The organism is Haloarcula marismortui ATCC 43049 (genome assembly GCF_000011085.1).
GTDB lineage: Archaea > Halobacteriota > Halobacteria > Halobacteriales > Haloarculaceae > Haloarcula > Haloarcula marismortui.
Window position 1 is genome coordinate 2,755,016 of sequence record NC_006396.1, and the last position, 25,448, is coordinate 2,780,463.

The 25,448-nt window shown below is 63.3% G+C and carries 31 protein-coding genes; 16 read left to right on the forward strand and 15 right to left on the reverse strand.

The window, feature by feature from the left end; translation table 11 throughout:
- The first annotated feature begins 2 nt into the window (after positions 1–2).
- The 6 genes from RR_RS17820 to RR_RS17840 all read left to right on the forward strand — a co-directional run bounded on the left by RR_RS17820 (position 3) and on the right by RR_RS17840 (position 4,589).
- Entirely contained in the window at positions 3–668 is a 666-nt protein-coding gene (locus RR_RS17820; RefSeq protein ID WP_011222931.1) for a translation initiation factor IF-6, read from the forward strand.
- A 282-nt stretch (positions 669–950) separates the two neighbouring features.
- The gene (locus RR_RS22575) at positions 951–1,088 is read left to right on the forward strand and encodes a hypothetical protein (protein WP_004964651.1); all 138 of its coding nucleotides are present in this window, start codon (positions 951–953) and stop codon (positions 1,086–1,088) included.
- 149 nt (positions 1,089–1,237) lie between these two features.
- Positions 1,238–1,411: a 50S ribosomal protein L18Ae gene (rpl18a, locus tag RR_RS17825; RefSeq protein ID WP_004964648.1), complete on the forward strand. Its 174-nt coding sequence runs from the start codon at positions 1,238–1,240 to the stop codon at positions 1,409–1,411.
- Positions 1,411–1,872: a prefoldin subunit alpha gene (gene pfdA, locus RR_RS17830; protein ID WP_004964646.1), complete on the forward strand. Its 462-nt coding sequence runs from the start codon at positions 1,411–1,413 to the stop codon at positions 1,870–1,872. Before rpl18a ends, pfdA begins: the two co-directional genes overlap by 1 nt.
- 7 nt (positions 1,873–1,879) lie before the next feature.
- Positions 1,880–3,169, forward strand: a complete 1,290-nt coding sequence (gene ftsY / locus RR_RS17835; RefSeq protein ID WP_011224626.1) for a signal recognition particle-docking protein FtsY — start codon at positions 1,880–1,882, stop codon at positions 3,167–3,169.
- An 880-nt stretch (positions 3,170–4,049) separates the two neighbouring features.
- A complete protein-coding gene (locus tag RR_RS17840; protein ID WP_011224627.1) occupies positions 4,050–4,589 on the forward strand; it encodes a cell wall anchor in 540 nt (179 codons plus the stop codon).
- Positions 4,590–4,640: 51 nt separating this feature from the next.
- Here the strand turns inward: RR_RS17840 and RR_RS17845 are convergent, their stop codons facing one another.
- Genes RR_RS17845 through RR_RS17855 form a run of 3 tightly spaced genes read right to left on the reverse strand, consistent with a single transcriptional unit; the run spans position 4,641 to position 6,678 of the window.
- Entirely contained in the window at positions 4,641–5,291 is a 651-nt protein-coding gene (locus RR_RS17845; protein ID WP_004964639.1) for a bifunctional 4-hydroxy-2-oxoglutarate aldolase/2-dehydro-3-deoxy-phosphogluconate aldolase, read from the reverse strand.
- 55 nt (positions 5,292–5,346) lie between these two features.
- Positions 5,347–5,721, reverse strand: a complete 375-nt coding sequence (locus RR_RS17850; protein WP_049939085.1) for a cupin domain-containing protein — start codon at positions 5,719–5,721, stop codon at positions 5,347–5,349.
- A 48-nt stretch (positions 5,722–5,769) separates the two neighbouring features.
- Positions 5,770–6,678, reverse strand: coding sequence for an AEC family transporter (locus tag RR_RS17855; RefSeq protein ID WP_007189239.1), 909 nt, complete (start codon positions 6,676–6,678; stop codon positions 5,770–5,772).
- 259 nt (positions 6,679–6,937) lie between these two features.
- Between RR_RS17855 and RR_RS17860 the strand changes: the two genes are divergently transcribed.
- The 3 genes from RR_RS17860 (at position 6,938) to RR_RS17870 (ending at position 9,395) form a co-directional block, all read left to right on the forward strand.
- A complete protein-coding gene (locus tag RR_RS17860) occupies positions 6,938–7,369 on the forward strand; it encodes a hypothetical protein (RefSeq protein WP_232508537.1) in 432 nt (143 codons plus the stop codon).
- 108 nt (positions 7,370–7,477) lie between these two features.
- The gene (locus RR_RS17865) at positions 7,478–8,887 is read left to right on the forward strand and encodes a signal recognition particle protein Srp54 (protein ID WP_004964625.1); all 1,410 of its coding nucleotides are present in this window, start codon (positions 7,478–7,480) and stop codon (positions 8,885–8,887) included.
- Between the two features lie 109 nt (positions 8,888–8,996).
- Positions 8,997–9,395 carry a universal stress protein gene (locus tag RR_RS17870; protein WP_004964622.1) on the forward strand — a complete coding sequence of 133 codons (399 nt, stop codon included), beginning with the start codon at positions 8,997–8,999 and terminating at the stop codon, positions 9,393–9,395.
- A gap of 8 nt (positions 9,396–9,403) precedes the next feature.
- On the opposite strand, the gene RR_RS17875 is transcribed toward RR_RS17870, so the two are convergent.
- The 6 genes from RR_RS17875 to RR_RS17900 form a co-directional block, all read right to left on the reverse strand.
- Positions 9,404–10,087, reverse strand: a complete 684-nt coding sequence (locus RR_RS17875; RefSeq protein ID WP_011224630.1) for a thioredoxin family protein — start codon at positions 10,085–10,087, stop codon at positions 9,404–9,406.
- The gene (locus tag RR_RS17880) at positions 10,088–10,831 is read right to left on the reverse strand and encodes an ABC transporter ATP-binding protein (RefSeq protein WP_004964617.1); all 744 of its coding nucleotides are present in this window, start codon (positions 10,829–10,831) and stop codon (positions 10,088–10,090) included.
- Positions 10,828–11,586: an ABC transporter ATP-binding protein gene (locus tag RR_RS17885; protein ID WP_004964614.1), complete on the reverse strand. Its 759-nt coding sequence runs from the start codon at positions 11,584–11,586 to the stop codon at positions 10,828–10,830. The genes RR_RS17880 and RR_RS17885 overlap by 4 nt, the downstream gene beginning before the upstream one ends.
- On the reverse strand, positions 11,583–12,674 hold the full coding sequence (locus RR_RS17890; RefSeq protein ID WP_004964609.1) for a branched-chain amino acid ABC transporter permease: 1,092 nt from the start codon (positions 12,672–12,674) through the stop codon (positions 11,583–11,585). Before RR_RS17890 ends, RR_RS17885 begins: the two co-directional genes overlap by 4 nt.
- The gene (locus RR_RS17895; RefSeq protein ID WP_049939192.1) at positions 12,671–13,609 is read right to left on the reverse strand and encodes a branched-chain amino acid ABC transporter permease; all 939 of its coding nucleotides are present in this window, start codon (positions 13,607–13,609) and stop codon (positions 12,671–12,673) included. The genes RR_RS17890 and RR_RS17895 overlap by 4 nt, the downstream gene beginning before the upstream one ends.
- Before the next feature lie 132 nt (positions 13,610–13,741).
- Positions 13,742–15,133, reverse strand: a complete 1,392-nt coding sequence (locus RR_RS17900; protein WP_079891000.1) for a substrate-binding protein — start codon at positions 15,131–15,133, stop codon at positions 13,742–13,744.
- 131 nt (positions 15,134–15,264) lie between these two features.
- Here RR_RS17900 and RR_RS17905 point away from each other — a divergent pair, with 131 nt between their 5' ends.
- The 4 genes from RR_RS17905 to RR_RS17920 all read left to right on the forward strand — a co-directional run bounded on the left by RR_RS17905 (position 15,265) and on the right by RR_RS17920 (position 18,478).
- Positions 15,265–16,107 (forward strand): hypothetical protein, encoded by an 843-nt coding sequence (locus RR_RS17905; protein WP_049939086.1) that lies wholly within the window; start codon positions 15,265–15,267, stop codon positions 16,105–16,107.
- 55 nt (positions 16,108–16,162) lie between these two features.
- The gene (locus tag RR_RS17910; protein ID WP_007189235.1) at positions 16,163–16,741 is read left to right on the forward strand and encodes a magnesium transporter; all 579 of its coding nucleotides are present in this window, start codon (positions 16,163–16,165) and stop codon (positions 16,739–16,741) included.
- Positions 16,742–17,308, forward strand: a complete 567-nt coding sequence (locus tag RR_RS17915; RefSeq protein ID WP_004964594.1) for a magnesium transporter — start codon at positions 16,742–16,744, stop codon at positions 17,306–17,308.
- A gap of 123 nt (positions 17,309–17,431) precedes the next feature.
- A complete protein-coding gene (locus tag RR_RS17920; protein WP_049939087.1) occupies positions 17,432–18,478 on the forward strand; it encodes a nucleoside recognition protein in 1,047 nt (348 codons plus the stop codon).
- Positions 18,479–18,496: 18 nt separating this feature from the next.
- Here RR_RS17920 and RR_RS17925 read toward each other — a convergent pair whose 3' ends face one another.
- Positions 18,497–19,231, reverse strand: coding sequence for a GNAT family N-acetyltransferase (locus RR_RS17925; protein WP_004964588.1), 735 nt, complete (start codon positions 19,229–19,231; stop codon positions 18,497–18,499).
- A gap of 123 nt (positions 19,232–19,354) precedes the next feature.
- A complete protein-coding gene (locus tag RR_RS17930; protein ID WP_011224635.1) occupies positions 19,355–20,248 on the reverse strand; it encodes a CBS domain-containing protein in 894 nt (297 codons plus the stop codon).
- Positions 20,249–20,335: 87 nt separating this feature from the next.
- Here RR_RS17930 and RR_RS17935 point away from each other — a divergent pair, with 87 nt between their 5' ends.
- From RR_RS17935 to RR_RS17945, 3 genes are all read left to right on the forward strand, one after another.
- The gene (locus RR_RS17935; RefSeq protein WP_011224636.1) at positions 20,336–21,292 is read left to right on the forward strand and encodes a lamin tail domain-containing protein; all 957 of its coding nucleotides are present in this window, start codon (positions 20,336–20,338) and stop codon (positions 21,290–21,292) included.
- A 51-nt stretch (positions 21,293–21,343) separates the two neighbouring features.
- Entirely contained in the window at positions 21,344–22,399 is a 1,056-nt protein-coding gene (locus RR_RS17940) for a molybdopterin-dependent oxidoreductase (RefSeq protein ID WP_011224637.1), read from the forward strand.
- Between the two features lie 92 nt (positions 22,400–22,491).
- A complete protein-coding gene (locus RR_RS17945) occupies positions 22,492–22,836 on the forward strand; it encodes a hypothetical protein (protein WP_004964575.1) in 345 nt (114 codons plus the stop codon).
- 58 nt (positions 22,837–22,894) lie between these two features.
- Here RR_RS17945 and RR_RS17950 read toward each other — a convergent pair whose 3' ends face one another.
- From RR_RS17950 to RR_RS17965, 4 genes are read right to left on the reverse strand one after another with little or no spacing between them, the layout of a single operon-like run.
- Entirely contained in the window at positions 22,895–23,518 is a 624-nt protein-coding gene (locus RR_RS17950; RefSeq protein WP_004964572.1) for an HAD family hydrolase, read from the reverse strand.
- Positions 23,515–23,937, reverse strand: a complete 423-nt coding sequence (locus RR_RS17955) for an RNA-binding domain-containing protein (RefSeq protein ID WP_007189229.1) — start codon at positions 23,935–23,937, stop codon at positions 23,515–23,517. Before RR_RS17955 ends, RR_RS17950 begins: the two co-directional genes overlap by 4 nt.
- On the reverse strand, positions 23,934–24,497 hold the full coding sequence (locus tag RR_RS17960) for an AAA family ATPase (protein ID WP_011224638.1): 564 nt from the start codon (positions 24,495–24,497) through the stop codon (positions 23,934–23,936). Before RR_RS17960 ends, RR_RS17955 begins: the two co-directional genes overlap by 4 nt.
- Before the next feature lie 51 nt (positions 24,498–24,548).
- On the reverse strand, positions 24,549–25,391 hold the full coding sequence (locus RR_RS17965; protein ID WP_004964564.1) for a polyprenyl synthetase family protein: 843 nt from the start codon (positions 25,389–25,391) through the stop codon (positions 24,549–24,551).
- Between the last annotated feature and the right edge of the window lie 57 nt (positions 25,392–25,448).

Sequence of the window (25,448 nt, forward strand, 5' to 3'; positions counted from 1 at the left end):
CGTTGCTCCGCGCGGCTTTCTCCGGGTCGTCGTACGTGGGTGTGTTCGCCCGTGCGACCGACGACTGCGTGCTGGTTCGCCCAGACTTAGACGAATCGCTACTCGACGACCTGAGCGACGAACTCGACGTTCCGGCTGTGCCGACCACCGTCGGCCGGTCCGGGACCGTCGGCGCGCTCGCGACTGGCAACGAGAACGGGCTTGTCGTCTCCGAACGCGTCCGCGAGACCGAAATCGAGCGGATTCAGGACGTCGTCGACGTGCCTGTGACACGACTGCCCGGCCGGATCAACGCCGCCGGCAACGTCGTCTGCTGTAACGACTACGGCGCGTACGTCCACCCCGACCTCTCCAGAGACGCCGTGCAGGCAGTCAAAGACGGGCTTGACGTCCCGGTCGAACGCGGCGTCATCGCCGGTGTCACGACCGTCGGGACCGCCGCCGTCGCCACCAACAAGGGCGTTCTCTGCCACCCGAAGGCCACGGACGGCGAACTTGACGCGCTTGAGGACATCCTCGACGTGCCGGCCGACATCGGGACCATCAACTACGGTGGCCCGCTCGTCGGTTCCGGGCTGCTCGCCAACGACCACGGCTACATCTGCGGTTCGGACACCTCCGGACCGGAACTGGGCCGTATCGACCAGGCGCTCGGCTACATCGACTGACGCGACTTCTATTTTACCGCTCAGGACGGATGCTGGTGGCTGAGTTTTTCTGCCACCACGCCCGGAACAGGGACGCCGCAGTCACCACACGTCCATGACCGGTCGGTCCCGCCCCCGCTCCAGCGTCAGGTCCTGCTTGAACCGCAGCGTCGCACCGCACTCACACTGGTAGGTCGTTTCGCTCATATCTCGACATACGTGGTGTCCCGGCAAATTCGCCGGGGTCAGTGACCATGACAGGTCGTGTCAAAGAGTAATATAGTGTGCTCACGAACACTACATATGGTCCAGCGAACACCGCCCGCGGAAGACCAGAACAGCCTCATCTGCCGGAAGTGTGACTACTCGACAGGTGTACTCCGCCCGTCCTGTCCGGAGTGTGGCGGCGATATGGTGTATGCGCCAGAACCCAGCGAATAGGTTCTGAAACATCTGGTTCTGGATAGTCCGGCCCCTGTCGGTCTGGGCCGGACAGCGGTGAGTATGCCTCGGATATGTCGCGGACAGTTGCGTTACTCGAAAAAGGCGGAAGGGGAAGATACTTCCCTACCCTGCCCGCATCTGCGTGTATGAGCACGTACACTGTTCGCGGTAGTTTCCCGGCCCGAGACGGCCCACAACAGTTCGAGAAGGAGGTTGAGGCGCCAAACGAAAACGTCGCTGAAGAGCGCGTTTACAGCGACTTCGGCTCCCAGCACAACCTCAAGCGCACGCAGATCACGATCGAGGAGGTGGCAGCATGATGGGCGGTGGCGGCGGTGGCGGCGGTGGCGGTCAGATGCAGCAGGTCGCACAGGAGATCGAGCAGATGGAGCAGGAAGTCGAGGCTATCGACGAGGAAATCGAGCGCCTCCGCGAGAAGCAGACTGACATCGACGAGGCCATCGAGGCCATCGAGACGCTCGACTCAGGGTCCACGGTGCAGGTCCCGCTCGGCGGCGACGCCTACATCCGCGCAACGATCGAGGACATCGACGAGGTCGTCGTCTCCCTCGGTGGCGGCTACTCCGCAGAGCGCGAGCAGGACGGCGCTGTCAGCACGCTGGAAACAAAGAAGGAGACGCTGGACGACCACATCAGCGACCTGCAGGAAGAGAAGGCCGAAGTCGAGACCGAGATGGAGGAACTCGAACAGCAGGCCCAGCAGATGCAACAGCAGCAGATGCAGCAGATGATGCAACAGCAAGAGCAGGAAGACGAGTAAGGCCGCCATGTTCGACGGACTGAAGGACAAACTCAGCGGGTTCACGAGTGACGTCGAGGAAGACGTCGACGACGACGCACTCGAAGCGGAGGACGAACCGGACGCCGACGAGGCGGATGGGGAAGCGCCCCCCGATCAGGCGACTGAATCCGATCCCGTGGCGGACGCGCAGGCGTCCGAAGGCGACACAGCGGAACCAACAGCCGAAACCGACCAGCCACAGGCTGATTCTGAACCGCCAGCCGCAGATTCCGAGGCGACAGCTGAGTCAGCCACAGCGTCGGCCACGGCAGTCGAAGACGCGGATGCGGTCCCCGACGAAGAGTCACACCCGGATGACGCCGCGGAGACCGAAGAGGACGCGGCGACCGAAGCCGAGTCGGAGTCTGACGAAGACGACGATGACGGCGGCCGCGGCCTCGCCGCGAAGGCGAAGCTTATGGCGACCGGGAAGACGGTCATCGAGGAGGAAGACCTGCAGAGCCACCTCGACGACCTCGAACTGGCGCTGCTGTCGAGCGACGTGGAGATGAGCGTCGCCAACGAGATTCTCGACGGCGTCAAGGAGAACCTCACGGGCCAGACCCGCCGACGGCTCTCCAGCACGGGGAACCTCGTTCGAGACGCGCTCCGGGAGTCGCTGTACGATGTCATCAACGTCGGCCAGTTCGACTTCGACGAACGTGTCCAGCAGGCAGACAAGCCTGTCACCATCGTGTTCACCGGCGTCAACGGCGTCGGGAAGACGACCTCGATTGCGAAACTCGCCCAGTACTTCGAGGACCGTGGACTCTCGACGGTGCTCGCCAACGGCGACACCTACCGCGCTGGCGCAAACGAGCAACTGGAGAAACACGCCGAGAACCTCGATAAGAAGATCATCACTCACGAGCAGGGGTCGGACCCGACGGCGGTCGTCTATGACGCCGTCGAGTACGCCAAGGCCAACGACATCGACGTGGTGCTGGGTGATACGGCCGGCCGACTCCACACTTCCGACGACTTGATGGCCCAACTGGAGAAGATCGACCGCAACATCGATCCGGACATGACGCTGTTCGTGGACGAGGCGGTCGCAGGTCAGGACGCCGTCAACCGGGCGCGCGAGTTCAACGATGCGGCCGAAATCGATGGGGCGATTCTGACGAAAGCCGACGCTGATCCGCAGGGTGGCGCGGCTATCTCTGTCGCGCACGTCACCGGGAAGCCGATCCTCTTCCTGGGAACCGGGCAGGACTACGACGACCTCGACCCGTTCGATCCCGAGGAAATCGTCGACAGTCTCATCGGCGAGTAGGCCTCAGACTTCGCGGTTATTGTTGCTGCAATATCTGGGCTATGAGCAGCTATTGTCGACCCTGATTGTGGAGAACTCGGAGCGGCCGCGCGCTCTCGCCGGGAATGCACTGCGTACGATGCAGCAAATATCACCACATCAACGGAGGTGTGGTCGTTTTCGCCGACAGGAGCGCGTTGAAGTCGACCGCTGCTCATCATTGACTCACGCAGTATTGGAGCGTGACACTATGCATACAATCGAACGACGCGACGGGTCTGGCGATGTCGTGAATGGGGAAGACAGCGATGCCTGACGGACGCAACTGTCGGCAAGTCGCGCCGGCTGATGTCGCACCTGAACTCATTGAGCCGTTCCCGGGTGACCGTCGTCCCCCTGTTGACGAGCCACGGCTCGTAACTGACGGGGGTGAGCCGATGCCCGGTGTGCCAGGTGACGGTGACGACACCTGCGGCTGCGGGAGGTCCCGCAGGTATGGGGACTGCTGCAGGTACTGACCCGTTAGGTTCACGGGTTATCGTGTCGCTAAACGGCGACCAACCGGGTTTTGACCGCGGAACGGGTGTCTCACTCACAGTGTAGGGCAGGGTAGCACGACCTGAGGACGCAAATACTATGCACTCGATAATCGCTCGGAAACAGTGTGCATAATTATACCCCGAGTATCGAACCACACCGTAGCACGTCGAAGCTCGTGTGATCGAAGCGTATAACGGTCCGTGAACCGGTCGAAATACCGGAGTCGGGCTAATCAGGGTCTGAAACAGATTGTTTTGCCAACCGGCACACCTTCGGGTGTGGCTAATTCGTTCTGTCGCTGCTCCGTCAGACGCTTAGCAGGTCATTCATAAACTGCCCGGGTTCTCTCCGGGCAAACGCTATGGGACGACCCACATCTCGACGGAATGTTATCAAAATCGCAGGCGGCGCACTTGTGGCGCTTGCTGGCTGTAGTGACACTGGCGGTAGTACGGAGTCCGACGGCGGCGGTGCCGAAGCGCCGGGTACATCTACGGCAGCAGGGCCTGACGCGATGACGGAAGCCGGTACAGAGTCCGAGACAGACACTGCGGACCAGACCGAGGAAGAAACCGGACTGGATACCGAGACGGAACTGGGCGAGAACGAAACCGATGCTCTCGGAAACGAGACCGAGATGTCGGATACTGAAACAGATCTGCCCGGCAATGAGACCGGAGTACCGGGGAACGAAACTGAAATGCCTGGCAACGGGACCGAGGCTCCAAGCAACCAAACAGGCGTGCCCGGTAACGAAACGGAAATACCAGAGAACGAAACTGGGACGGCCGGAAACGAGACTGCGGTTCCGGGCAACGAAACTGACCTGCCCGGCAATGAGACCGGAACGGCTGGGAACGAGACAGGCAACGAGACGACCGAGAACGACACCGGAACGTAAGCCGCTGCCGCCGTGCCGGGCCTCGTTCTGCTCGGCCGGGTGAGATTGTTGCTACTCTCGGGCGGCCTCGACGGCGTCGACGAACGCCGCGGCCTGTTCGCGGACGCCGTCCATGTCGTCGTTTTCGATGGCCTCGTAATTGACCAGCGCCGAGCCTGCGCCAACGGCGACCGCGCCGGCATCGAAGAACTCATCCACGTTATCGGTCGAGACACCACCGGTCGGCATAATCGGCACATCACCGAGTGGGCCCTGCAGCGCGCCGATGTGGGCCGGGCCGACCGTTTTCGCTGGGAACATCTTCAGGATATCCGCGCCCGCTTCCATCGCGTCGGCGGCCTCCGTCGGCGTCATGACGCCCGGGATAGCGAGGACGCCCTCGCGGTTGCACACGTCGATGACGTCCTCGTTGAGGTTTGGCGCGAGGACGAACTCCGCGCCGGCTTCGATGACGTTGCGGGCGGCGGCGGCGTCCATGACCGTGCCGGCCCCGATGATGGCGTCGGTGTCGTCGAGTGCCTTGTCGACGGCGGCGATCATGTCCGAGCAGCGCTTCGCGTCGGCCGTCAGTTCCAGTGCTGTGACGCCGCCCTCGTGGACGGCTGTCGCCACGTCGACCATCTTTTCCTCGGGAATCCCGCGCAGGACTGCTGTGACACCACTGTCGACCAGTTCCTGTTGTACCGCCTGTTTGCTCGTCATGGGCGCAACTGTGACGGGGTGGCTGAAAAGCGTGTCTGAACCGCCGGACCGCTCGTTACGCGTCAGGGTCGTACGGGCGCGCGATGTCGGTCGGCGGTGCGCCGACGCCAAGCACAGTGACTGATTCGTCGGCATCGGCGGGGTTGTGCGCGTGGTGCGGGCTGTCCGGTTCGGCGACAAACACCTCGTCGGCCGAGACGACGTACTCCCCGTCGGGCGTTTCGACGTGAAGCGTGCCTTCGAGCACGTAGAACAGTTCCTCGCGCGTCTCGTGGTAGTGGTAGGTCCGCGAGAGGTCTTCGCCGGGTGCCATCTCGTAGGTAGCCGCGTGGAGTGCGTGGAGTTCGGCGGCGTCGGAGATGCCGCGCCGGTCACAGGGGTAGTCCGCAGTTTCCGACAGCGACTCGGGGTCGATCTGGTGATAGCCCATATCGTCGGTGGGGGCGTCGGCGGGCAAAAGCGTGACCACGCTGGGGCATCAGGTGAACAGCCAGACGAGGAGCGAAAGCGTTCCGATGGAGACCACTGTTGATGTGAAGACATTCAGCGAAGCGAACGCCGCGTCGCCGCCGAGTTCCGTCGTATAGACGTACGTCGACACTGCCGTTGGGGTGCCGAGCATCACGACCGCTGCGCCCAGCGCCGTCGTGTCCATCGACAGCGAGGAGTACACCAGCCACGCCAGCGCCGGCATCCACAGCACCTTCAGCCCGACGACGCTGACGGTCTTCTGCAGGTCCGACACCGGGAGGTCCGTGTCGAGCGTCGCACCGATACACAGCAGGGCGACTGGCAGCGCCAGTTCGGCCGGCGGGCCGAGCGCACTGATGAGTGACTCCGGAACGGATAGCGACAGGACCGAGGCTGTGATGCCCGCCGCCAGCGCGATGAGTACCGGGTTCGTCACGAGTTTCCTGCACTCGCTCAGCAGCGAGGCGTCGCTCCCGTTGATGCGGACCAGCAGGAATACCGTCACCGGGACGTGGGTCACCGCACCGATCCCGAGGATGACGCTGGCGACGGCCGTCGCTTCGCTGCCCATCGTTGCCGCCACGAGTGGCAGACCGAGAAACCCCATGTTGCTGTGATACGACTGGACGACGGAGACGCTGCGGCGGTCGGCGGACTCCAGCCGACGGTGGACGAGCCAGCCCAGTGTTATCGTCAGCGCGATGATAACCCAGAACCCCCCCAGCAACGCCGGCGAAATGATTTCCTGTAATGGGCGGTCATACGTGGACCGGAATATGAGTGCCGGCAGCGCGACGGTAAAGACGAGTGTGGTGAGAATATCCGTCCGTCGCTCGGTCAACAGCCCGAAATGGCCGGCGGCGACGCCGCCCGAAAGAAACGCGATCATGAATCCGAGCTGTCCGAGAACGGCCATGTTGTTCCCCAACCGGTTCGTCTTTTTGACCCTTTCGTCACGGGCAGAAACAGTATCAGCGGAGAAGCTGGAGAGAGTTCACAGAGAATTGGAACTAATTCTGAAGGATTTTTGAAAAATCTTCTCAATATCCCTCTCCCTGGTGAACTGTGGAGGCGGAGACAGCCTCCAGAGCACCATGGCTGGAAGCAAACAATCGACACGGAGACAGGTTCTCCGGACAACAGCAGCCCTCGGCGTCGCAGGTGTTGGGCTGTCTGTGACTGGAGCAACTGCAGCGAACCCAGGAAAGGGAGATGAGCGCGGTGCGGGGAAAGAGTTTGGTCGTGTCTATGCGAACGACGTACTCTGGCGGACAAACGTTGTGAACGTCCTTGACGAGCGTCCCGACCCGGAAGACAAAATCTACTTCCTGCATGATGGAAGCAGACCGATCGTGGCTAACGAGAAGGTGAGCGCCGACCAACGCTCACCGTTCGTCTCCGAGTCAGCATCCGGTGACCGGGACTGGAACGGTGGGCAATGGACGCACTTCTCAGCAGAGGTGACTGACATTGCGGCGTTCAATGACGACGCACCGCTGGCAACCGATAGCGATATCCTAGACAAAGACTACATCAGCGTCACTCTCGGCCGCCCTGGTTTCGGCCCACCCGACTTCTTTGTCTGCCCACTGAACGGTCGCGCATAGCGACATCCCTACAACCACTTTTCTGATTGCTGTCGGCTCACGGCTCCAGGGGAGTCGGGCGCATGACAACAAGCCTTTACCCGCACCGTCGCGTATCTCGCGCCAACAATGGTACTCGACGATCTTGGGAGTTCACTCCGGGGGACGCTTGACGACCTCCGGGGGAAATCCCGGCTCTCTGAAGAAGACATCGAGGACATCGTCAAGGAGATTCAGCGGTCGCTGTTGCAGGCCGACGTGGATGTCGGGCTCGTACAGGACCTCTCCAACAGTATCGAAACACGCGCGCTGGATGAGGAACCGCCGGCGGGGACGACCCCGCGGGACTGGGTCCTGCGAATCGTCTACGAAGAACTGGTCGACCTCGTCGGCGAGTCGACCGAACTCCCGCTGGAAGAGCAGACGATTATGCTCGCCGGCCTGTACGGGTCGGGGAAGACGACGACGGCCGCGAAGATGGCGTGGTGGTTCTCGACGAAAGGGCTCCGGCCGGCCATTATCCAGACTGACACGGACCGGCCCGGCGCATACGACCAGTCCAAGGAGATGGCCGAGCGCGCTGAGGTGGACTTCTACGGCGACCCCGACGAGGACGACCCGGTGAAGATCGCCCGTGACGGGCTGGAAGCGACGGAGAACGCGGACGTTCGCATCGTGGACACGGCGGGCCGTGACGGCCTGAACGAGGAACTCATCGAACAGATCGAGCGCATCGAGCAGGAGGTCCAGCCCGACCGGGACCTGCTCGTACTGGACGCGGCGATGGGCCAGAGCGCCAAGAGCCAGGCCGCCGACTTCGAGGCGGCCATCGGCATCGACGGCGTCGTCATCACGAAACTCGATGGGACGGCGAAAGGTGGGGGCGCGCTCGCAGCGGTCAACGAGACCGACTCCACCATCGCCTTCCTCGGCTCCGGGGAGACGGTCAAGGACATCGAGCGGTTCGAGCCCTCCGGGTTCATCTCCCGACTGCTCGGGATGGGCGACCTCAAGCAGCTCACCGAGCGCGTCGAGCGCGCGATGGAGGAAACCCAGGAAGGCGACGAGGAGGACTGGGACCCCGAGGACATGCTGGAGGGGCAGTTCACCCTCAAGGACATGCGCAAGCAGATGCAGACGATGAACAACATGGGGCCGCTGGACCAGGTGATGGACATGATCCCCGGTCTGGGCGGCGGGCTGATGGACCAGCTCCCTGACGACGCGATGGACGTAACCCAGGAGCGGATGCAGGACTTCGATGTCATCATGGACTCGATGACGGAGGAGGAACTGGAGAACCCCCGTGTCGTCGGCCAGTCCCGGACCAAGCGCATCTGCCGTGGGTCCGGCAAGCCCGAGGAGCGGGTGCGTGAACTCCTCCAGCAACACAAGCAGATGGAGCAGATGCTCAAGCAGTTCCAGGGTATGGGCGACGGCGACATGGAGCGGATGATGAAACAGATGCAGCAGGGCGGTGGCGGCGGTGGCGGCATGGGCGGTATGGGTGGCGGCGGTATGGGGCCGTTCGGCGACTGACGCCGCTGCGTCGATTCGCGGAACGCGATGCGCGACGTTATTTTTGATGATCTATGTTCGAAATCCGGGCCAGAACTAAGGGTTGGCCCGTTCTACAGATGAAGCGAGCATGTACGAAATTGTCGCTGGGATAGACAAAAGTGAGGCTCGTGGGACCGCCATCGCTGAATCGATAACCGAGATTCCGATGGACGCCAGCCAGGTCCGTGTCACGCTGTTACACGACTTCGAGGAGAACCCTGAAGGCGCGTCCGTCGACCAGGTGGCCTCCGTGCGCCGAGCACGGGAAGTCCTCGAGGATGCTGGCGTCGAGGTGGCTCTGGAAGAGTCAAGCGGCGAACCGGCCGACGCGATCCTCCGGTTGGCCGACGAGCAGGACGTCGATATGATTGTCGTCGCCGGACGCAAGCGGACGCCGACAGGCAAGGTGCTGTTCGGCAGTGTCACACAGAGCGTGATTCTGGGCACGGACCGATCCGTGCTGGTCTGCAGCGGCGAAGAGGAGTAACGCCGCAGTCAGACGCCGTATACTTCTTCGACTCGCTCAGCGAGCGGCGACGGGTCTGTCCGGCCAGTGATCCGTTCGACAGGCTTGCCGTCCTCGAACAGCACGACAGCGGGGGCCGCGTTGACCCCGACCGACTGACAGAACTCCGGGGAGCGCTCGCCGGCGATGCCGCCGACCGGGACGCCGTCCGGGAATGCGGCCAAAACGTCATCTAACTCCGCTTTCATTGCTTCGCAGGGATCACAGAACAGCTTCCACACAGTCACGACACACCGGTCGTGGGCGTCGACGAACGCCTCGTAGCTGTCGTCGTCGAGGTGTTTGACTCCCTCGGGGACCGGTGTTTCCGGCCCCAGTTCGGTCGCCATCTGTGCCATCGTCGTCAGCTCCACGGTGGTGTAGGAGTCGTCGACGTTCGACCGCAGGGTCAGGAACGTGGCAAACTCCTCGCGTGACACGTCGAGTTCGTCGACCCGCTGGGCCGCTTCAGCGGCCGAATCGAGGCCGAACACGTCGGCGACGGACTCGTGGAACTCCGCGTTGCCCATCGTCACGTAGGTGTCGTAGTACACCTCGCGGTCGGCCTCGAACGCTTCTGTCGTGCTGACCTCGTCTGTTTCCTCGTCGATGACGACGACACCTTCAGATTGCAGTGCGTCGAGCAGCGATTCGGGGGATTGTGTGTCCGACATTCAGACACCTAGGTACTTATCGCGGGTCTCTTGGTCGTTTTGCAGTTCCTCAGCGGGCCCTTCGAAGACCACCTGCCCACGGTCAAGCACGTAACATCGGTCGGCGATTTTCATTGCTGCGACGGCGTTCTGTTCGACCAGCAGTATCGTCGTCCCGTCCTCGCTGATACGTTCGATGGCGTTTTCGACAGACTCGATGATCTGTGGTGCCAGCCCCTCGTATGGCTCGTCGAGCATCAACAGGTCGGTGCTCTGGTGGAGCGCGCGAGCGATGGCGAGCATCTGCTGTTCGCCTCCGGAGAGCGTGCCGGCCTTCTGGGAGCGCCGTTCGTCGAGTCTCGGGAAGTACTCGTAGATCTCCGCCGCCGACATCCCTTCGTCGCGGAAATCGAGCTTCCGCCGCCAGGTGTTGGATTTGTTGCGGACGGTGTCCGCGAGGTGGAGGTTCTCGGCGACGGTCAGGTCAGTGAACACGCGCCGTTCCTCCGGGACCAGCGAGATACCGCGGACGGCGATGTCCTCCGGCGGAGCGTTGGTGATGTCCGTTCCGTCGAACTGGATCGCACCGCTCCGAACGTCAGGCGGCGTCGCCCCGGAGATACACCGGAGCGTCGAGGTCTTTCCCGCGCCGTTACGGCCCAGCAGGGCCGTGATTTCGCCGTCGTCGACGCTCATCGACACATCCTGGATGATGTGGCTCTCGCCGTAGTAGCCGTTGATGTTGTCCACGTCGAGTAGCGTCATTCCTCGACACCTCCCAGATACGCTTCCTGTACCGCAGGGTCGTTCTGTACCTCCGTCGGCGTCCCCTCCGCGATGACCGACCCACGGTTGAGGACGACGATGCGGTCGGAGATGTCGAAGACGATCTCCATGTCGTGCTCGACCAGCAGGAACGTCAGATCGAGCTCATCCTTGACGCGTTTGATGAGGTCGACGGTCGATTTCGTCTCGTCGGGCGACATTCCCGCCGTTGGCTCGTCCATCAGCAGCATATCCGGCTCGGCGGCCAGCGCGATGCCGAGTTCGAGCCGGCGCTTGTTCCCGTAGTCAAGGCTGTCGGCTTGGTCCTCCCGCTCGTCGTACAGACCGACTGATTCGAGGACCTCGTTCGCCAGTTCATCGACCGCCGGGTAGCTGTTCTGATTCCGGAAGAAATTGAACCGGAACGAGCCGTGCTCGGCCGCCAGCGCCGCGATGGTTGCGTTCTCCTTGACGGTTAGTTCGGGGAAGATAGAGGCTGTCTGGAAAGACTTGCTCATCCCTCGCTGGACGACCTCGTGCGGGTCCATTCCGATGATGGAATCTCCCTGGAACGCGATCTCGCCGTAGCTCGGTTCGAGCCGTCTGGTGACGAGGTTGATGAACGTCGATTTCCCCGCACCGTTGGGGCCGATGAGGCTCACGCCCTCGCCCTGTTCTATCTCCAGATCTACCTCATCAACGGCCGTGAGGCCGCCGAACTGCTTGGTGAGCTGTTCCGTTTTGAGGACCGTCATTCGTCCTCACCTCCGACGACCATGTCACGAACGTAGTCGATACCGCCCCAGATCCCGTTGGGGAAGAGGATGACAGCGACGACGAACACAACGCCGAGGATGAGGTGCCAGAACGGGCCGAGTGTCTCGAACCCGCTGACGATGTTCTCGATGTACAGGTACAGCCCGGCACCGAACAGCGGCCCGAACAGCGAGCCGACACCGCCGAGCACAGTCATGATGACGATACGACCGGATTCGGTCCAGTACAGCGACTGCAGGGGCACGTAGTTCCCCTCGATGGTGAACAGGCTCCCGGCGATGCCAGCGAAGGCCGCCGAGATGATAAACGCCATCAGCTTGTACCGCCAGACGTCCAGCCCGACGAACTCTGCCCGCCGCTCGTTCTCGCGAATTGCGCGGAACACGGTCCCGTACGGCGAATGGAGGATGCGGTTCGCCATCGCGACCGACAGCACCGTCATGACGGCCACGAACACGTACAGCATGTTGTCGACCAGCATCGACAGCGGGAACGGCACCCCGCCGTGGATGTCGATGACGCCCAGCAGGCTGCCGATGTCCACGGAGGTGAAGCCGTTCTCACCGTTCGTCAGGAAGGCCAGCGGCGAGGCCGCCAGGTAGAACGACATCTGGCCGAACGTCAGCGTCAGGATGGCGAAGTAAATCCCACCGCGGCGCAGCGACAGGAAGCCGACAATCCACGCCAGCAACACGGCAAACGCCGTGCCGGCGAGCAACACCAGTAGCGGCGAGCTGCTGACGCTCGCGCTGAAGATGCCGGCGGCGTAGGCCGCGCCGCCGAAGAAGACGGCGTGACCGAACGACAGCAGACCGGTGTACCCCAGCAGGATGTCGAACCCGACGGCGAAGATGCCGTAGATGAGCATCAGCGTCGCTAGCTGCGTGTAGCCGTCGAGGAAGTTGTTGAACAGGAACGGGAAGACGGCCACGCCCACGACCGTTAACAGGACCGTCGAGATTTCCCGGTCGCGGAAGTCAGCCCATCGGTCCGCGAGGCCACCGGTGACCTCTGCATCCGTATCGGCCGCCGCCGTGGCAGTCGCGTCGCGCGGTTCGTCGCTCATGAGACATCCACCTCCGAGCCCAGCAGCCCCTGCGGACGCACCAGCAGGACCAGTGCTGCGAGCGCGTAGATACCGACCTGGCTCCAGGCGGCGTAGCCGGTCTGGATTAAGAGTACCTGCAGCGTGCCCAGCATCAGCCCGGCGATCACGGCCCCCTCTATTTTCCCGACGCCGCCGATGACGACAGTCAGGAACGCCGGAACTAACTGTTCAGTCCCGATGTTGGGGTTGACGTTAGCGAGCGGGCCGCCGACGACGCCAGCCACGCCAGCGAGTGCGGCACCAATGCCGAAGACGACGAGGTACGGTCGGCTCAGTTTGATCCCAAGCAGGCGGACCATCTCGCCGTCGAGGGTCCCGGCTTGGACGATGAGGCCGAAGTCAGTGTACTCGACAAGTGCGTACACGCCAAGTACAAGGACCGCCGTAATCGCGATGACGCCGAGTCGCCAGCGCGGGAAGTTTCCCACCACGGGCAGCGCGATGGGACCGGATGCCCACGAGGGCTGTGGGAACGGCTGGCTGCTCCCGCCAAGCAGCGCCCGAAGCAGTTCCTGGACGATGATCGCGAGCCCGAATGTCACGAGAATCTGGTCAGTGTCGGGTCGGTCGTAAAACGCCTGTGCGATGAACCGCTCCATCAGTAGTCCGATAATGAACACGACAATCGGCACGATGACCAGTGCGGCGACGAATCCCAGTCCGATACCGTATGACTGGATTCCCCATTCCGCTAACTGACCGTTGTTCAACGGAACCTGTCCAGTTATGAACAGCCCCAGATACGCGCCAACGAGGTACAGCGCCCCGTGGGCGAAGTTGACGAATTTCAGCGTCCCGAGGATAATCGACAGTCCAACCGCGAGCAGGACGTAAATCGCACCCTGTTGTAACCCATTCAGCAAGATGGTGAGGATATCCGCGAGTAGCGTCACGTCGGATTCCCCCCACTGCACTCTGCTCGTACTATCTGCGTATTCCTAATCATGCTAGTTTTTGTGTATCAAGTAAGGCAACCTCATGCACTATAAATCATGAGGGGAACGGTCCCCTGTCCGGATTATGACCTATTCGTCGCCGTACTCGCCGAGTTCGCACTCCGCGGCCGGCCCGGAATCGCACGCGTATCCGACATCGTCTCGGGACGTGATCTCGACGATGTCGATGAAGTTCCCGTCAGACTGTTCGCTCGCTGGCAGCCCCTGAGCAACCGGAATGTCCCGCTGGGCCTGGTGGTCGCAGGCACGCATCGTCTCCTGGCCCATGCCGATGTTGCTGTACTCGTAGTCCTCCAGCTGGCGGATGACCTCCGGCGGGTAGAACGTGCCTGCCCGCTCGGCGGCGGCCGCGTACTGGAGCGTCTGCGAGTAGGCGAGCTGGGCCGGCCCGGACGGGACGCGGTCGTACTCGTCCTGGAACGCCTGCGTGAACGCGTTCGACGCCTCGTTGTCGATCTGGGAGTCCCAAGCGATCGTCCCGTAAATGCCTTCGATGGACCCACCGGCGGCCTGTGCCATCGGGCGGTTGTACAGCGGGACGACGAGCTCCATGTCCTCGTCGATACCGGCATCGACGGCCTGCGAGACGGAGTTTGCGCCGTCCAGCCCGTAGTGGTTCAGGACGAGCACGTCCGCGCCGCTGTTTGCGGCCTCCGAGAGATACGAGGAGAAGTCGCTGGTCCCGAGCGGCGTCGGGACGCTGTCGACTTCTTCCCAGCCGATTTCTGAGAGGAACTGGTTCATCGAGTCCTGCTGGGTCTGGCCCCAGGAGTAGTCGGCGTACAGTTGGTAGAAGGAGTTGTCTGAGCCGTACTCGCTTTCAAGCACCGGTGCGAGCGCCTGGCCGGTCATGTACGCGTTGAACATCTCCCGGAACCCGTACCGGGCGCAGTCTTTCCCAGTCGTGTCGTTCGAGTGGGTCAGACAGGCCATGAACATGACGTTCTCCGTCTGACAGAGGCCCTGCACGGCGATGGCCACTGCACTTGAAGAGCCGCCTGAGATCATCACCACGTCGTCTCGGTTAATCATCCGCGAAGCGGCCTGCCGGGCGGTGTCGGCGTCGGTTGCGGTGTCCCCGTTTACTGAGTCGACCGTGTACCCGAGGACGCCGTCGCCGCTGAGAGCCTCGAAGCTGTCCACCCAGCCACCCCCGTTATTGAGGTGTTTCTGGGCGAGTTCGTACGCCCGGAGTTCGTCCTGTCCCTCAGAGGAGTAGGGACCGGACTGTGGAACGTTGAATCCGAACGTGACCGTGTCGCCCTCGACCGGGAAGTTCCCGAGCGACGGGTAGTCGTCGCCGCCGTCGCCACCACCATCGCCACCATCGCCGCCGTCGCCACCACCATCGCCACCGTCGCCACCGGAACAACCGGCCAGTCCCGTCAGCCCTGCCACACCTGCGACGCCCGTACTCTTCAGCAACTGTCGTCGGTTGACCGAACTGCCATTAGTTGGCATGTTCCATACGGTGTCTGTATCTATCATAATAGTTTCGGTAGGTTAATCAACGATTTCACGTCTGTAGACCGACACATCCCGGATAAATGGCGATCCGTAGCGTTATTCCGATCTGAATGGTTTGTTATAGCATGGCGAGGACTATGGGATGGCGGCTACTCGTCCTCATCGTCGTCGTTACCGCCGGCTGTGGCGGGTTCGGGTTCAGCGACGGCGACGACCCGGTGACACCTGCTCCGGTGCCGACCAGTTCTGCGACCACCTACCCGACTGGCGTCGGCCCAACGGGCGTCACCAGCCCATCCCTCCTCGGCTCCGCACACGGGGACCGCCTCAACGGAAGCGGGTACACGGTGACGATGAACCGGACCGTCAGATATGCAAACGGGTCATTGCGGTCCCACCTTCGAGTCCACGTCGCGCTGGACGCGAACCGGACACACCTCGCTAACATATCTGTCCGTGGCCACGCGGCCCCGGTGCTCCTTGGTCGACCGCCGGCGACTGCGTCGTTCTGGTCCGATGGCGATAGGTATCTCCGCCGACTCGCGCGCGACAATCAAACGATCTACAACGAGTACGACCCGCCGGATAGCTACGCCGGAACGTGGCGGTACTGGGTTCATACCGCCGCGCTGAACGGCCGTCCTGCCGCCGACGTGACCCGGACCGTTGCCCCGTTCCACACTCGGACCCGACAGTCCCAGCAGCCAGATGGGACTGTCTATGTCATCAGGGGCGACCGGCTGCGGGAAAACACGACATCGACAGCGTGGACGAGCCGGGAGAACGCAACACTTGTCGCCCACGTCACTCAGTCAGGGCTCGTCCGCGACTACCGGACCGAGTACACGACGGTCACGGACGGCGGCGACCCGGTCACTGTCACCAGAACTGTTCGGTTTACAGGGGTTGGGAACACGACGGTCGGGCCGCCACCGTGGCGCGACAAGGCCCAGTCGACTCCCGGCTGAGGGGTCGCCAGCGCTATCAGGGGGCTTTTTTTCGCTCGCCGTCCTTCGCCCTGCAATGACTGTCCGCGAGGTGGCACTCGAGGCCTACCGGGAAGCGCTACCGGTGCTGGCGCTCAGTGCGGTCGGCGGCCTCTTCGCGGGCGTTGTCCTTGGCGGCATGGACGCGGAGTTACAGGACGTTGCGGGACTGCTCGTACTCGTGCCGGCGCTGCTTGCCACTCGGGGGAACGTCTACGGCTCGCTCGGCGCACGTCTGGGGTCGGCGCTTCATCAGGGGCTTATCAACCCGAGGTTCTCTTTTGACGACGACCGTATCAACGCCGCCGTCGCGGCGGCACTGGCAAACGGTGTCCTCATCAGCGGCGTCGCCGCGGTGATGGCTGTCGCCCTGCTCGCGCTGGTCGGGCGACCGTCGGCCCCCCTCACAACCCTCGTCGCCATTGCGCTCATTGCGGGCTTTGTCTCCGGGCTGTTGTTGACTATTGCCGTCGTCTCGGTCGTGTTCGTCGGCTACCGCCGTGGACTTAATCCGGACACACTGGCCGGCCCGGTCGTGACGACGACGGGCGACGTGGTCGGCATCGCCACGCTGTTGGGCGCGACCCGCCTCGTCCTCGCGCTGGGGGGTGGTTGAATGGCGGAGTTCGCGTCCCAGTGGTCGGTTTCGGGTATCGTCCGGACGATGTTTCCCATTCTGGTGGTGCTCACGGCAATCGAACTCGGTAGCGGTCTCGTCCTCGATACCTTCGAGGGAACACTGCTGCAGTATCCGTCGCTACTCGTGCTCGTTCCGGTGACAATCGGGATGGCGGGCAACCTCGGCAGCATCCTCGCGGCGCGGTTCTCGACGGCGTTTCACCTCGGCCTCCTGTCGTTTGCGGTGACTGACGACCGACTGGCCGGCAACGCGATCGCCACTGTTGCCCTCGCGGTGACGCTGTTCCCGCTCGTCGGCGCTGGCGCGTGGCTCCTCCAGGCCGTCATCGGCGGCACTGCACTCCCGCTCCGGACGGTCGTCCTCGTCGCACTCGTCAGCGGGAGTCTGCTGGCGGTGCTGGCTATCGTCGTCACGACGGTGACGACCTACGCCGCCTACCGGTTCGAACTGGACCCAGACGACGTGGTCATTCCCGTCGTCACGAACGTCTGTGATGTGCTGGGCGTGGTGGTGTTGTTCGGCACTGTCCGTGTGCTCGTGTAAGGCGTCAGCGTCGGCGCTTCGGTATCCGCTGTCCAACACAGCCACCGCTGCCCGGCAGCCACCGTCCTGAAATCGACCGACGCTATCGATGGGCATTTGCGGGCCAGGGTCGTACGTTTCAGCGTGCAGTCGCTCGTCGCCGCAGTGCTCGGCCATCCGGCAGTCGCTGTCCTCGGAGATGTCGCTGTCCGGGTCCTCCGTATCACGTTTTTCCTCTCCTTTGGCGTGTTCCTCGCCGAACTGGCGGTCGCGTTCGGGCTGGTCGAGAAGATCGCCGTCGTCTCGCGCTATCTCACGTCGCCGGCGAACCTCCCGGACGAGGTCGGGACCGCTATCCTGACGACGACGGCATCGACGACCGCCGGCTACGGCATGCTCGCCGACTTCCGGGAGTCCGGCGCGCTGTCCGACCGCGCGACGATAATCGCCGTCATCATCAACACGTTCTTTGGCTTCGCTCAGCACATTATCACGTTTTACGCGCCGATACTCATCCCGATTCTGGGCTTTCGCGTCGGGGTGCTGTACGTCGCGACGCGGGGACTCATCGCGCTGGCAATTACGCTGACTGGCATCGCCGCCGGCGCGGTCCTGCTGGACGCATCCAACGTCGGCCGGTCAGGCGCAAATACGGACCCGGCCCCCGACGGCGGGACCGCTGGCGACGCAGCCGACGTGTTCGATGACCGTCCAGAGACCCGCCGAGCGGCCGTCAGGGCCGCGTTCGACGCGACCACGGACAAAGTTCGGGACATCCTGCCGCGACTAGCGGCTATCTACGCCGTCGTCTCGCTACTGCTCGCCTACAGCGATGAACTGCTGACACTCATCGGTAGTAACGGGGCGTCTGTGACGACTGCCGCTGACGGGTTCGCCGGGCTCCTTGGCTTGCCCGGCGCGGCCATCCCTGTTATCGCCGCCTACGCGCTCGATACGACCTCGGGGGCGACGGTCATCGCACCGCTCATCCGGAACGGGACCTTCTCCGCCCGGACCGCCGTGGCGACGATGCTCGTCGGCGGCATCATCTCGTTTGCCGTCTCGACGTTCAAGCGCTCGATCCCGTTCCAGTACGGCATCTGGGGTCGGGAGTTCGGCTCGAAAGTTATCGTCGTCAACACGGGGCTGAAAATAGTCTGGATCGCGCTGGCGCTTGTCGTCTTACTGTAGTGCGGAGCCGTGGCCCCGTCAGTCAAACGTGTAGGCCATCATCACTTCGTCGACCTGTTCGCCGTCGACGGTGTAGTGGTTCCGCCGGATTCCCTCGGTGTGCCAGCCGTGGTCTTCGAGGAACACCATCGCGTTCTCCGTGATCGCTGGCACGCTGTTGTACAGCTTCCGGTAGCCGTTGGCTTTCGCCCAGTCAAGCCCGCGTTGCATGAGCTGGCTGCCGATGCCCTGGCCACGCTGTTCCTCCCTGACACCGACGGTGAGCTGGGCCGTCTCGCGAAGCTTGTCCAGCTGCGGGATGTCGAGGTGACACCAGCCGATGACCGCCTCGTCAACTGTCGCGACGAAGAACACTCTCGATTCGACTGTGTTGTGCCGTGTGACGGCATCCTCGTACAGCAACTGTTCGGCGACGCTCTCGGCGACAACGTACGTCCCGTCGCTTGAGACGTTCCGAATGGTCTGGACGAGCCCTTCGAAATCGTCGTTGTGGGCCGGTCGAATCGTGTACGTCAGCCCGTTCGTGGTGTGTTCCTCGACTGAGCCGACATCGAGCGCCAGCGTCAGTGTCCCACCGTCGTCCTCGATGTACCCCTTCGACAGAAGGTGCGTCAGGGCCTTCTCGAACGCTTCGGGAGAGAGGTCTACCATCTCACGGACTCTATGCCGTGCCGCCGTCCCGTGTCGTTCGACGTACTGGTACACCTCCATCGCCGCGCTCGTTTCGAATGTCGGCCGTTCGACAGCGTCCATACCGGGTGTATCTACTAGCAGATTATTAACAATTGTTATTTGGTAACACGAAACAGGAAACGTGGTGGGAGTTCTCCCGGACTGGTCATAGTCGAATGTGATGGGTTGTGCCTGACTATCGGCTCAGGCCGTGTCCGGAATCGGGTCAGAGATGACAACGGCGTCGCCCTCGATAACGCAGTTCCCCTCTGAATCATCGACGGCTGTGGCCAGGCGGAACCGGTTGTCCTGAATGCGTTCGACGACCTCACAGCGGGCCGTGACCTCTTCGTCGATGTCGACGGGTCCCTGATAGCTCAGTTCTTGCGAGAGGTAAATCGTCAGTCCAGGGAGCCGCGCCAGAGCCGCGCTGATGATGCCGGACACGAGCGTTCCGTGGACAATCCGGCGGCCGAACCGCGTTCCGTCCGCGAACGTCGCGTCAAGGTGGAGTCTGTTCGTGTCGCCACTCGCTTCGGCGAAGGCCTCCACGTCAGCCTTGGATATCGTCTTGCTGAACTCGACGTGGTCACCCACGTCGATACCGTCGGCAGTCCCGTAGCTCTCGAACGTCCAGTCCTCGTTCTCGTACAGCGTGTCCGGCCGGGTGAACCGCTTTTGCTGGGACTGGTCGTTGGACATTCTCACCGCCCGAGAGAGGTGCGGGATGTAGTCCGAGAGGTCGGTCGTCGTGACGATGCCGACGAGTGACCCGTCCTCGACGACGGGCAGCTTCTTGATATTGTTCGTCTGGAGTCGGTCGACGGCCGCTTGCATGTCCGCGTCGGGGGCGACCGTCACCAGTGTCTCGGCCATCACGTCGCCGACTGACAGCGCTCTGGTATCCCCTTCGGCTGCGGTGACGGCGACGATATCGCTCTCCGTAATGATACCGACGCAGCTGCCGTCGTCCTCGACAACGAGCGAGCCGATGTCCTCGTCGCGGAGGCGCTGGGCCGCCTCAATGACCGGAGCGCTGGGACTGATGGTTTTGACAGGTGTCCGCATGATTTCCCTGACTGGCAGCGGGACGAGCATTGTACCGAGACCCAGACATGGCAGACGTATAACAGTCCGCCCGGCGACACCGCCACGCTTGTGTCGCCGGCCGCTAACATCTGTGTGATGCGATGGGGCGTGTTCGGCGTTGTCGTTGTCCTCGTGGTCGCTACTGGCTGTAGCGGGTTCGCCGGCTCGCCGTCGCAGTCGGCAGGGACCGCCGTCGACAGTCAGCCGGCAGTCAACGTTCCGGAGTCTACCGTCACCGTGACGGTCACGGCTGTCGTCGACGGTGACACGATACAGGTCGCCTACGAGAACGGGACCAGTGACACGGTCCGGCTCGTCGGTGTCGATACGCCCGAAGTCCACACGGAAAACGACCCCGCGGAGTTCGAAGGTGTCCCCGAAACTGACGACGGGGCATCCTGCCTCCGCGGGACCGGCACGAACGCGTCGTCGCTCGCTAAACAGCGGCTCCTTGGCGAGACGGTCGGGCTCGCGTTCGACCCGAACCTGAACCGGCGCGGCTACTACGACCGACTGCTGGCCTACGTTGTCAACGACGAGACGCTGTTCAACTACCGGCTTGTCGAGACCGGTCACGCGCGTGTGTACGACAGCGAATTCGAACGAGCCGAACTATTCTACGCCGCCGAGGATGCCGCCCGTTCTGACCGGCGCGGGCTCTGGCGCTGTACGGACCCGGGCGAAGTGATTCGAACGGCTATCGCCGATGGCGGGACTGAGAGCGCCAGCGGCGTCGAAATTGCGGAAATCCACGCCGATGCGGCAGGCAACGACAACGAGAACCTGAACGACGAGTACGTCACGCTCACGAACACCGGCGATGCGACCCTCGACCTCTCCGGGTGGACGGTCAGCGACGCTGTGGGCCACCAGTATATGTTCACAAACCTGACCCTCGACTCGAACGGCTTGGTAACTCTCTACACCGGCAGCGGCACCGACACTGAGACAGAGCGGTACTGGGGCCGGAACGGGGCGGTCTGGAACAACGACGACGACACCGTCATTGTCAAGAACGCCAGCGGCGCGACGGTCTTTCGACAGTCGTACTGACGCTGTCACGCCGCCACGGCAGTATAAATCAATCCAGTGCTAACAGTACCCATGACCATCCGCCGGCTGACGCCGACGCCACGGGCGGTCGACTGGGGACTGTTCGGGGCAGTGGCAACGCTGCTTGCCACTGGTGTCGCCACCATCTTCGCAGGCATCCCCAGCAGCGCGTGGATAATCGACCTCCACGCACTCTCTGGCGTGGTCCTGACGCTTCTGTTGCCGGTGAAGCTTCGTCGTGTCTTCCACCGTGTCGCTCCGTCGCGGCTGACCGGTACTCGTGTCCTCTCGGTCGGTCTGGCCGCCGTCACACTGGGCGCGCTCGGCACCGGCGTCTGGTGGATATTCGGCGGCACGCTCGACCTCGGCCCGTGGGGCTTGTTTCACCTCCACGTCGCGCTCGGCCTGCTGGTCCCGCCACTGCTACTGGTGCATCTCCGCGCGCGGTTCTACTCGCCGGCACAGGCCACCTGTGGCGGCCGCCGGGACGTTCTCCGGTACGCTGGCTTGGTGACCGCGGGGGCACTCCTCTGGCGAGTTCAGGGGCCGGTCAACGACGCACTTGACACGGCCGGCGCTGACCGCCGGTACACCGGGTCACGGGAGGAGGGGACCGACGACGGCAACCGATTCCCTGTCACTAGCTGGGTCGCCGACGACCCGGACCCGGTCGACGCGGCCGATTGGTCGCTGTCGGTCGCCGGCCGGGTCGCCCACGAGGCAAGCTACGTCGCTGGCGACCTCTCGCCGGACGCGACCGAATCGGCGGTGCTTGACTGCACGAGCGGCTGGTACTCTGGCCACGAGTGGCAGGGCGTTCGCGTCGGCGACCTGCTCGACGCCGCCGACCCCGACGACGCGGCGGCGTGGGTCCAGTTCCGCTCTATTACTGGCTATCGCTGGAGCCTCCCGCTGTCGGAGGCCCGCGATGCTGTGCTGGCCACCCACGTCGACGGCGAGCGCCTGGCCCACGGGCACGGCTACCCGCTCCGACTCGTCGCGCCCGGCCGTCGAGGGTTCCAGTGGGTGAAGTGGGTCGAGTCAGTGCGGGTCAGCAAGCGCCGCGAACTCGGGGAGTGGCTTGCGATATTTGTGAGCGGGCTCTGAATGCCGTCTCACCCCTCGAAAGGGAAGCTTACCGCGCATAGCTGTCATTGAAGCTACCACTAACGAAGTACCGCTGCGCGATAGCAGGAGGCATGAACTGGCGGCACCCCGCTCGATTTGCCGGTCCGTCGAACACCGCCGTCGCCCTGTGGGCGGTCGCCGTCGCTTTTTTCGGCGTCGGCGACCTCGTCACGACGCTCATTGGCTACAGCATTACGGGCGTGACCGAACTTAGCCCCGTGGTCAAACTACTGCTGGAGGAGCACGCGGTGCTGGTGCTGACCGGCCTGAAAGCCACCGTGTTCGTGGGCTTTTTCGCCGTCTGGAAGTACGTCTCTCGGCCGTATTCCATCGGCGTCCCACTTGGACTGGCGCTACTGGGCGTTGCGGTGACAGCGTGGAACACCGGCATTATCCTCACGGCTGTACTGGCCTGAGCCCCAGCGGTCGGCCGCTCCCAGTACCCGTGGTGTTCTGTGCCGGCAGTCACGCACGCTATACCAGCGCGTCGATAGAATCCCAGAGGTCCGGCCCGCCGTCATCGCCCGACTCGTAGTGAATCGGCACGAAGCCCGCGTTGCGTGCGCCCTCGACATCGGTTTCGTACTCGTTGCCGACCATCACGTACTCGTCGGCCGGCAGCTCCTCTCGGACCCGGTCGAACGGTGCGCTGTCGGGCTTGTGTGCGCCGACCTCGTAGGAGGCGACAAAGAGGTCGAACAGGTCGGTCAGCCCGTGATGGTCGAGCTTGGCGACCTGCCGCTCCCGGATACCGTTGGTGACAATCGCGAGCTGATTGTCAGCGGCAAGTGCGGTCAGGCTGTCCCGGGCTGCGTCGGGGACGGTCGTCGATGCGAACTCGGTCTCCCTGAGTGTCTCGACCAGCGCGTCGAGGTCTGTGTCGGCCCCGGCCGCCTCCACGACGGCGGCCATCGACTGGCGGTACGGGTCCGGCTCCAGCGCCTCGAAGACCGTGTAGAACGCCTCCTTGCTAACGGCCCGGAGCTCGTCCGTGTACTCGATACCGTGGGCCTCGATTGCTCTTCGGACGATGTTCTTGTACGGCTCCGGATAGTGGACGACCGTGTCATCGAGGTCAAAACAGATGGTCGTCGTCATGTGTCCTCGTCGTAGACCGGCTGGCCGTCCTCAGTTGGCGGCGCGACGTAGTCGATGTACTCCTCGGCCGTCGGTTCGGTGACGGTCACGTTCACGTGGATGTCGCCCAGTTCCGAGGGGTCACCGACCGCGAAGTTGATTCGCCCCTCGAACGCTGCTTGCTTTTTGACATCGAACGCGAAGGTGTCACCCTCTAGGTTGTCGAAGAAGACTGACCGGGCCGTATCTAGGATCTCCCGCCGGTGGAGCAGCTCGGAGAATCCGTCCATCGTGTGCACCTCCGCAACGAGTGCGCCCTGCTGGTGGGTCGGGTCGGCCTCCGGGAAGAGATTTCGAACTGCATCCGCGACCCGGTCGGTTACTTCGGTGTCGTTGACGGGGGCTTCGATTCGGATGTCGACGGAGTAGACGGCGCTCATTGGTTGAGTGCCTCCGGGCCGTCCCGAATCAGTGTGCGAACGGTCCGCTGGAACGCGGCCAGCGTCTCCGTGTTCTCGATAGTCACGTCGGCCAGCTCCATGGCCTCGCCCATCCCGAACCCGAGTTCCCGATCGTCGCGGTCCTCGAGCGACTCGCCACCGTCTTCCGCTGCGGTGTCCCGTCCGCGAAGGTCGAGCCGCTTGGCCCGCAGTTCAAACGGAGCGTCTATCTCGACGAGCAGGAATGTGTCGCCGAACGCCGTTTCGAACGCCTCGACTTCCACGTCCGACCGGATGCCGTCGACGAGGACGGTATCGTTCGATTCGAGTTCCGCCTCGATCATCGGTAGCGAGCGCTCGGCGATGGCGGCGGGGCCGTTTTCTTCCCGAAGCGCCTTCGCGACTGTTCCGTGGTCCGTTGCGGGGTCGAGCCCGCGGTCACGGCACTCTTCGCGGATGACGTCGCCCATCGTCACGACCGGTACGTCCATCTCGGCGGCGACGTTCGCTGCCTCGCTTTTCCCGCTGCCCGGCAGCCCGACGATACCGATAACTGTCATTGCCGGGCGTAATCGAGCAGCGGGCAAAAGCCCTCCCGTTCGGATCGGTCTTCACCGTTCGCGGACAACGACGAACTCCGCGAGGTCGCGCAGGTACTCCATCGACTGGGACTCCGGGGCGTCGATGGTCGACAGCGACTCGAGGGCGGCGTCGGACTCGGCCCGCGCTCGCTCGTTTGCCTCCTCGGTCGTCAGCTCCGTCACTTCCACCAGCGACGGTCGCTCCATCTCCGCGTCGGTCCCAGCCGGCTTGCCCAGGGTTTCGGCGTCGGCCGTCGCATCGAGTACGTCGTCGCGCATCTGGAAGGCTACGCCAACCCGTTCAGCGTACTGACCGACCGCCTCAACCGTGTACGGGTCCGAGTCAGCGGCAATCGCCCCCAGCTCTGCCGCAGCGCGGAACAGCGCCCCGGTTTTCCGGCGAGCCAGTTCCATGTACTCCTTCTCGTTGGAGGGCTCTGCGACCAGTTCCATCGCCTCGCCCTCGCCCAGTTCGACCATCGACTCGGAGACGGTCTGCATGGCGCGCTCGTCCGTCGAAAAGAGATTGAACGCTTCGCCGAGTAGGCCATCGGAGGCGATGATGGCCGGGCCGTGGCCGAAGGCCTCCCAAGCGGCCGGGGACCCCCGGCGGAGTTCTGACTCGTCGATGATGTCGTCGATGACCAGCGAGGCGTTGTGGACGAGTTCGATGCCGACTGCGAAATCGACGGCATCGGCCGGCTCCCCACCCAGCGCCTCACACACCAGCACTGTCACCGTCGGCCGCACTCGCTTCCCCCCAGAAAGCGCCACGTGGCGCACTTCGTCTGCGAGTTCCTCCGGCTCCACGCTGTCGAGAACCGCCTCCAAGCGCTCCTCGACCCGGTCGCGCCGGCGCTCGAGATACTCCATTACCGCTCCCTTAGGACTACCATAAAAAGTACCTTGTCACCCGCGATTCAGTGTGTA

Excerpts from the sequence above, each read along its gene's own strand:
- RR_RS22575 (WP_004964651.1), top strand. The coding sequence starts at position 951 with ATGGTCCAGCGAACACCGCCCGCGGAAGACCAGAACAGCCTCATCTGC.
- rpl18a (WP_004964648.1), top strand. The coding sequence starts at position 1,238 with ATGAGCACGTACACTGTTCGCGGTAGTTTCCCGGCCCGAGACGGCCCA.
- pfdA (WP_004964646.1), top strand. The coding sequence starts at position 1,411 with ATGGGCGGTGGCGGCGGTGGCGGCGGTGGCGGTCAGATGCAGCAGGTC.
- ftsY (WP_011224626.1), top strand. The coding sequence starts at position 1,880 with ATGTTCGACGGACTGAAGGACAAACTCAGCGGGTTCACGAGTGACGTC.
- RR_RS17840 (WP_011224627.1), top strand. The coding sequence starts at position 4,050 with ATGGGACGACCCACATCTCGACGGAATGTTATCAAAATCGCAGGCGGC.
- RR_RS17845 (WP_004964639.1), bottom strand. The coding sequence starts at position 5,291 with ATGACGAGCAAACAGGCGGTACAACAGGAACTGGTCGACAGTGGTGTC.
- RR_RS17850 (WP_049939085.1), bottom strand. The coding sequence starts at position 5,721 with ATGGGCTATCACCAGATCGACCCCGAGTCGCTGTCGGAAACTGCGGAC.
- RR_RS17855 (WP_007189239.1), bottom strand. The coding sequence starts at position 6,678 with ATGGCCGTTCTCGGACAGCTCGGATTCATGATCGCGTTTCTTTCGGGC.
- RR_RS17865 (WP_004964625.1), top strand. The coding sequence starts at position 7,478 with ATGGTACTCGACGATCTTGGGAGTTCACTCCGGGGGACGCTTGACGAC.
- RR_RS17870 (WP_004964622.1), top strand. The coding sequence starts at position 8,997 with ATGTACGAAATTGTCGCTGGGATAGACAAAAGTGAGGCTCGTGGGACC.
- RR_RS17875 (WP_011224630.1), bottom strand. The coding sequence starts at position 10,087 with ATGTCGGACACACAATCCCCCGAATCGCTGCTCGACGCACTGCAATCT.
- RR_RS17880 (WP_004964617.1), bottom strand. The coding sequence starts at position 10,831 with ATGACGCTACTCGACGTGGACAACATCAACGGCTACTACGGCGAGAGC.
- RR_RS17885 (WP_004964614.1), bottom strand. The coding sequence starts at position 11,586 with ATGACGGTCCTCAAAACGGAACAGCTCACCAAGCAGTTCGGCGGCCTC.
- RR_RS17890 (WP_004964609.1), bottom strand. The coding sequence starts at position 12,674 with ATGAGCGACGAACCGCGCGACGCGACTGCCACGGCGGCGGCCGATACG.
- RR_RS17900 (WP_079891000.1), bottom strand. The coding sequence starts at position 15,133 with ATGCCAACTAATGGCAGTTCGGTCAACCGACGACAGTTGCTGAAGAGT.
- RR_RS17905 (WP_049939086.1), top strand. The coding sequence starts at position 15,265 with ATGGCGAGGACTATGGGATGGCGGCTACTCGTCCTCATCGTCGTCGTT.
- RR_RS17910 (WP_007189235.1), top strand. The coding sequence starts at position 16,163 with ATGACTGTCCGCGAGGTGGCACTCGAGGCCTACCGGGAAGCGCTACCG.
- RR_RS17915 (WP_004964594.1), top strand. The coding sequence starts at position 16,742 with ATGGCGGAGTTCGCGTCCCAGTGGTCGGTTTCGGGTATCGTCCGGACG.
- RR_RS17925 (WP_004964588.1), bottom strand. The coding sequence starts at position 19,231 with ATGGACGCTGTCGAACGGCCGACATTCGAAACGAGCGCGGCGATGGAG.
- RR_RS17930 (WP_011224635.1), bottom strand. The coding sequence starts at position 20,248 with ATGCTCGTCCCGCTGCCAGTCAGGGAAATCATGCGGACACCTGTCAAA.
- RR_RS17935 (WP_011224636.1), top strand. The coding sequence starts at position 20,336 with ATGCGATGGGGCGTGTTCGGCGTTGTCGTTGTCCTCGTGGTCGCTACT.
- RR_RS17940 (WP_011224637.1), top strand. The coding sequence starts at position 21,344 with ATGACCATCCGCCGGCTGACGCCGACGCCACGGGCGGTCGACTGGGGA.
- RR_RS17945 (WP_004964575.1), top strand. The coding sequence starts at position 22,492 with ATGAACTGGCGGCACCCCGCTCGATTTGCCGGTCCGTCGAACACCGCC.
- RR_RS17950 (WP_004964572.1), bottom strand. The coding sequence starts at position 23,518 with ATGACGACGACCATCTGTTTTGACCTCGATGACACGGTCGTCCACTAT.
- RR_RS17955 (WP_007189229.1), bottom strand. The coding sequence starts at position 23,937 with ATGAGCGCCGTCTACTCCGTCGACATCCGAATCGAAGCCCCCGTCAAC.
- RR_RS17960 (WP_011224638.1), bottom strand. The coding sequence starts at position 24,497 with ATGACAGTTATCGGTATCGTCGGGCTGCCGGGCAGCGGGAAAAGCGAG.
- RR_RS17965 (WP_004964564.1), bottom strand. The coding sequence starts at position 25,391 with ATGGAGTATCTCGAGCGCCGGCGCGACCGGGTCGAGGAGCGCTTGGAG.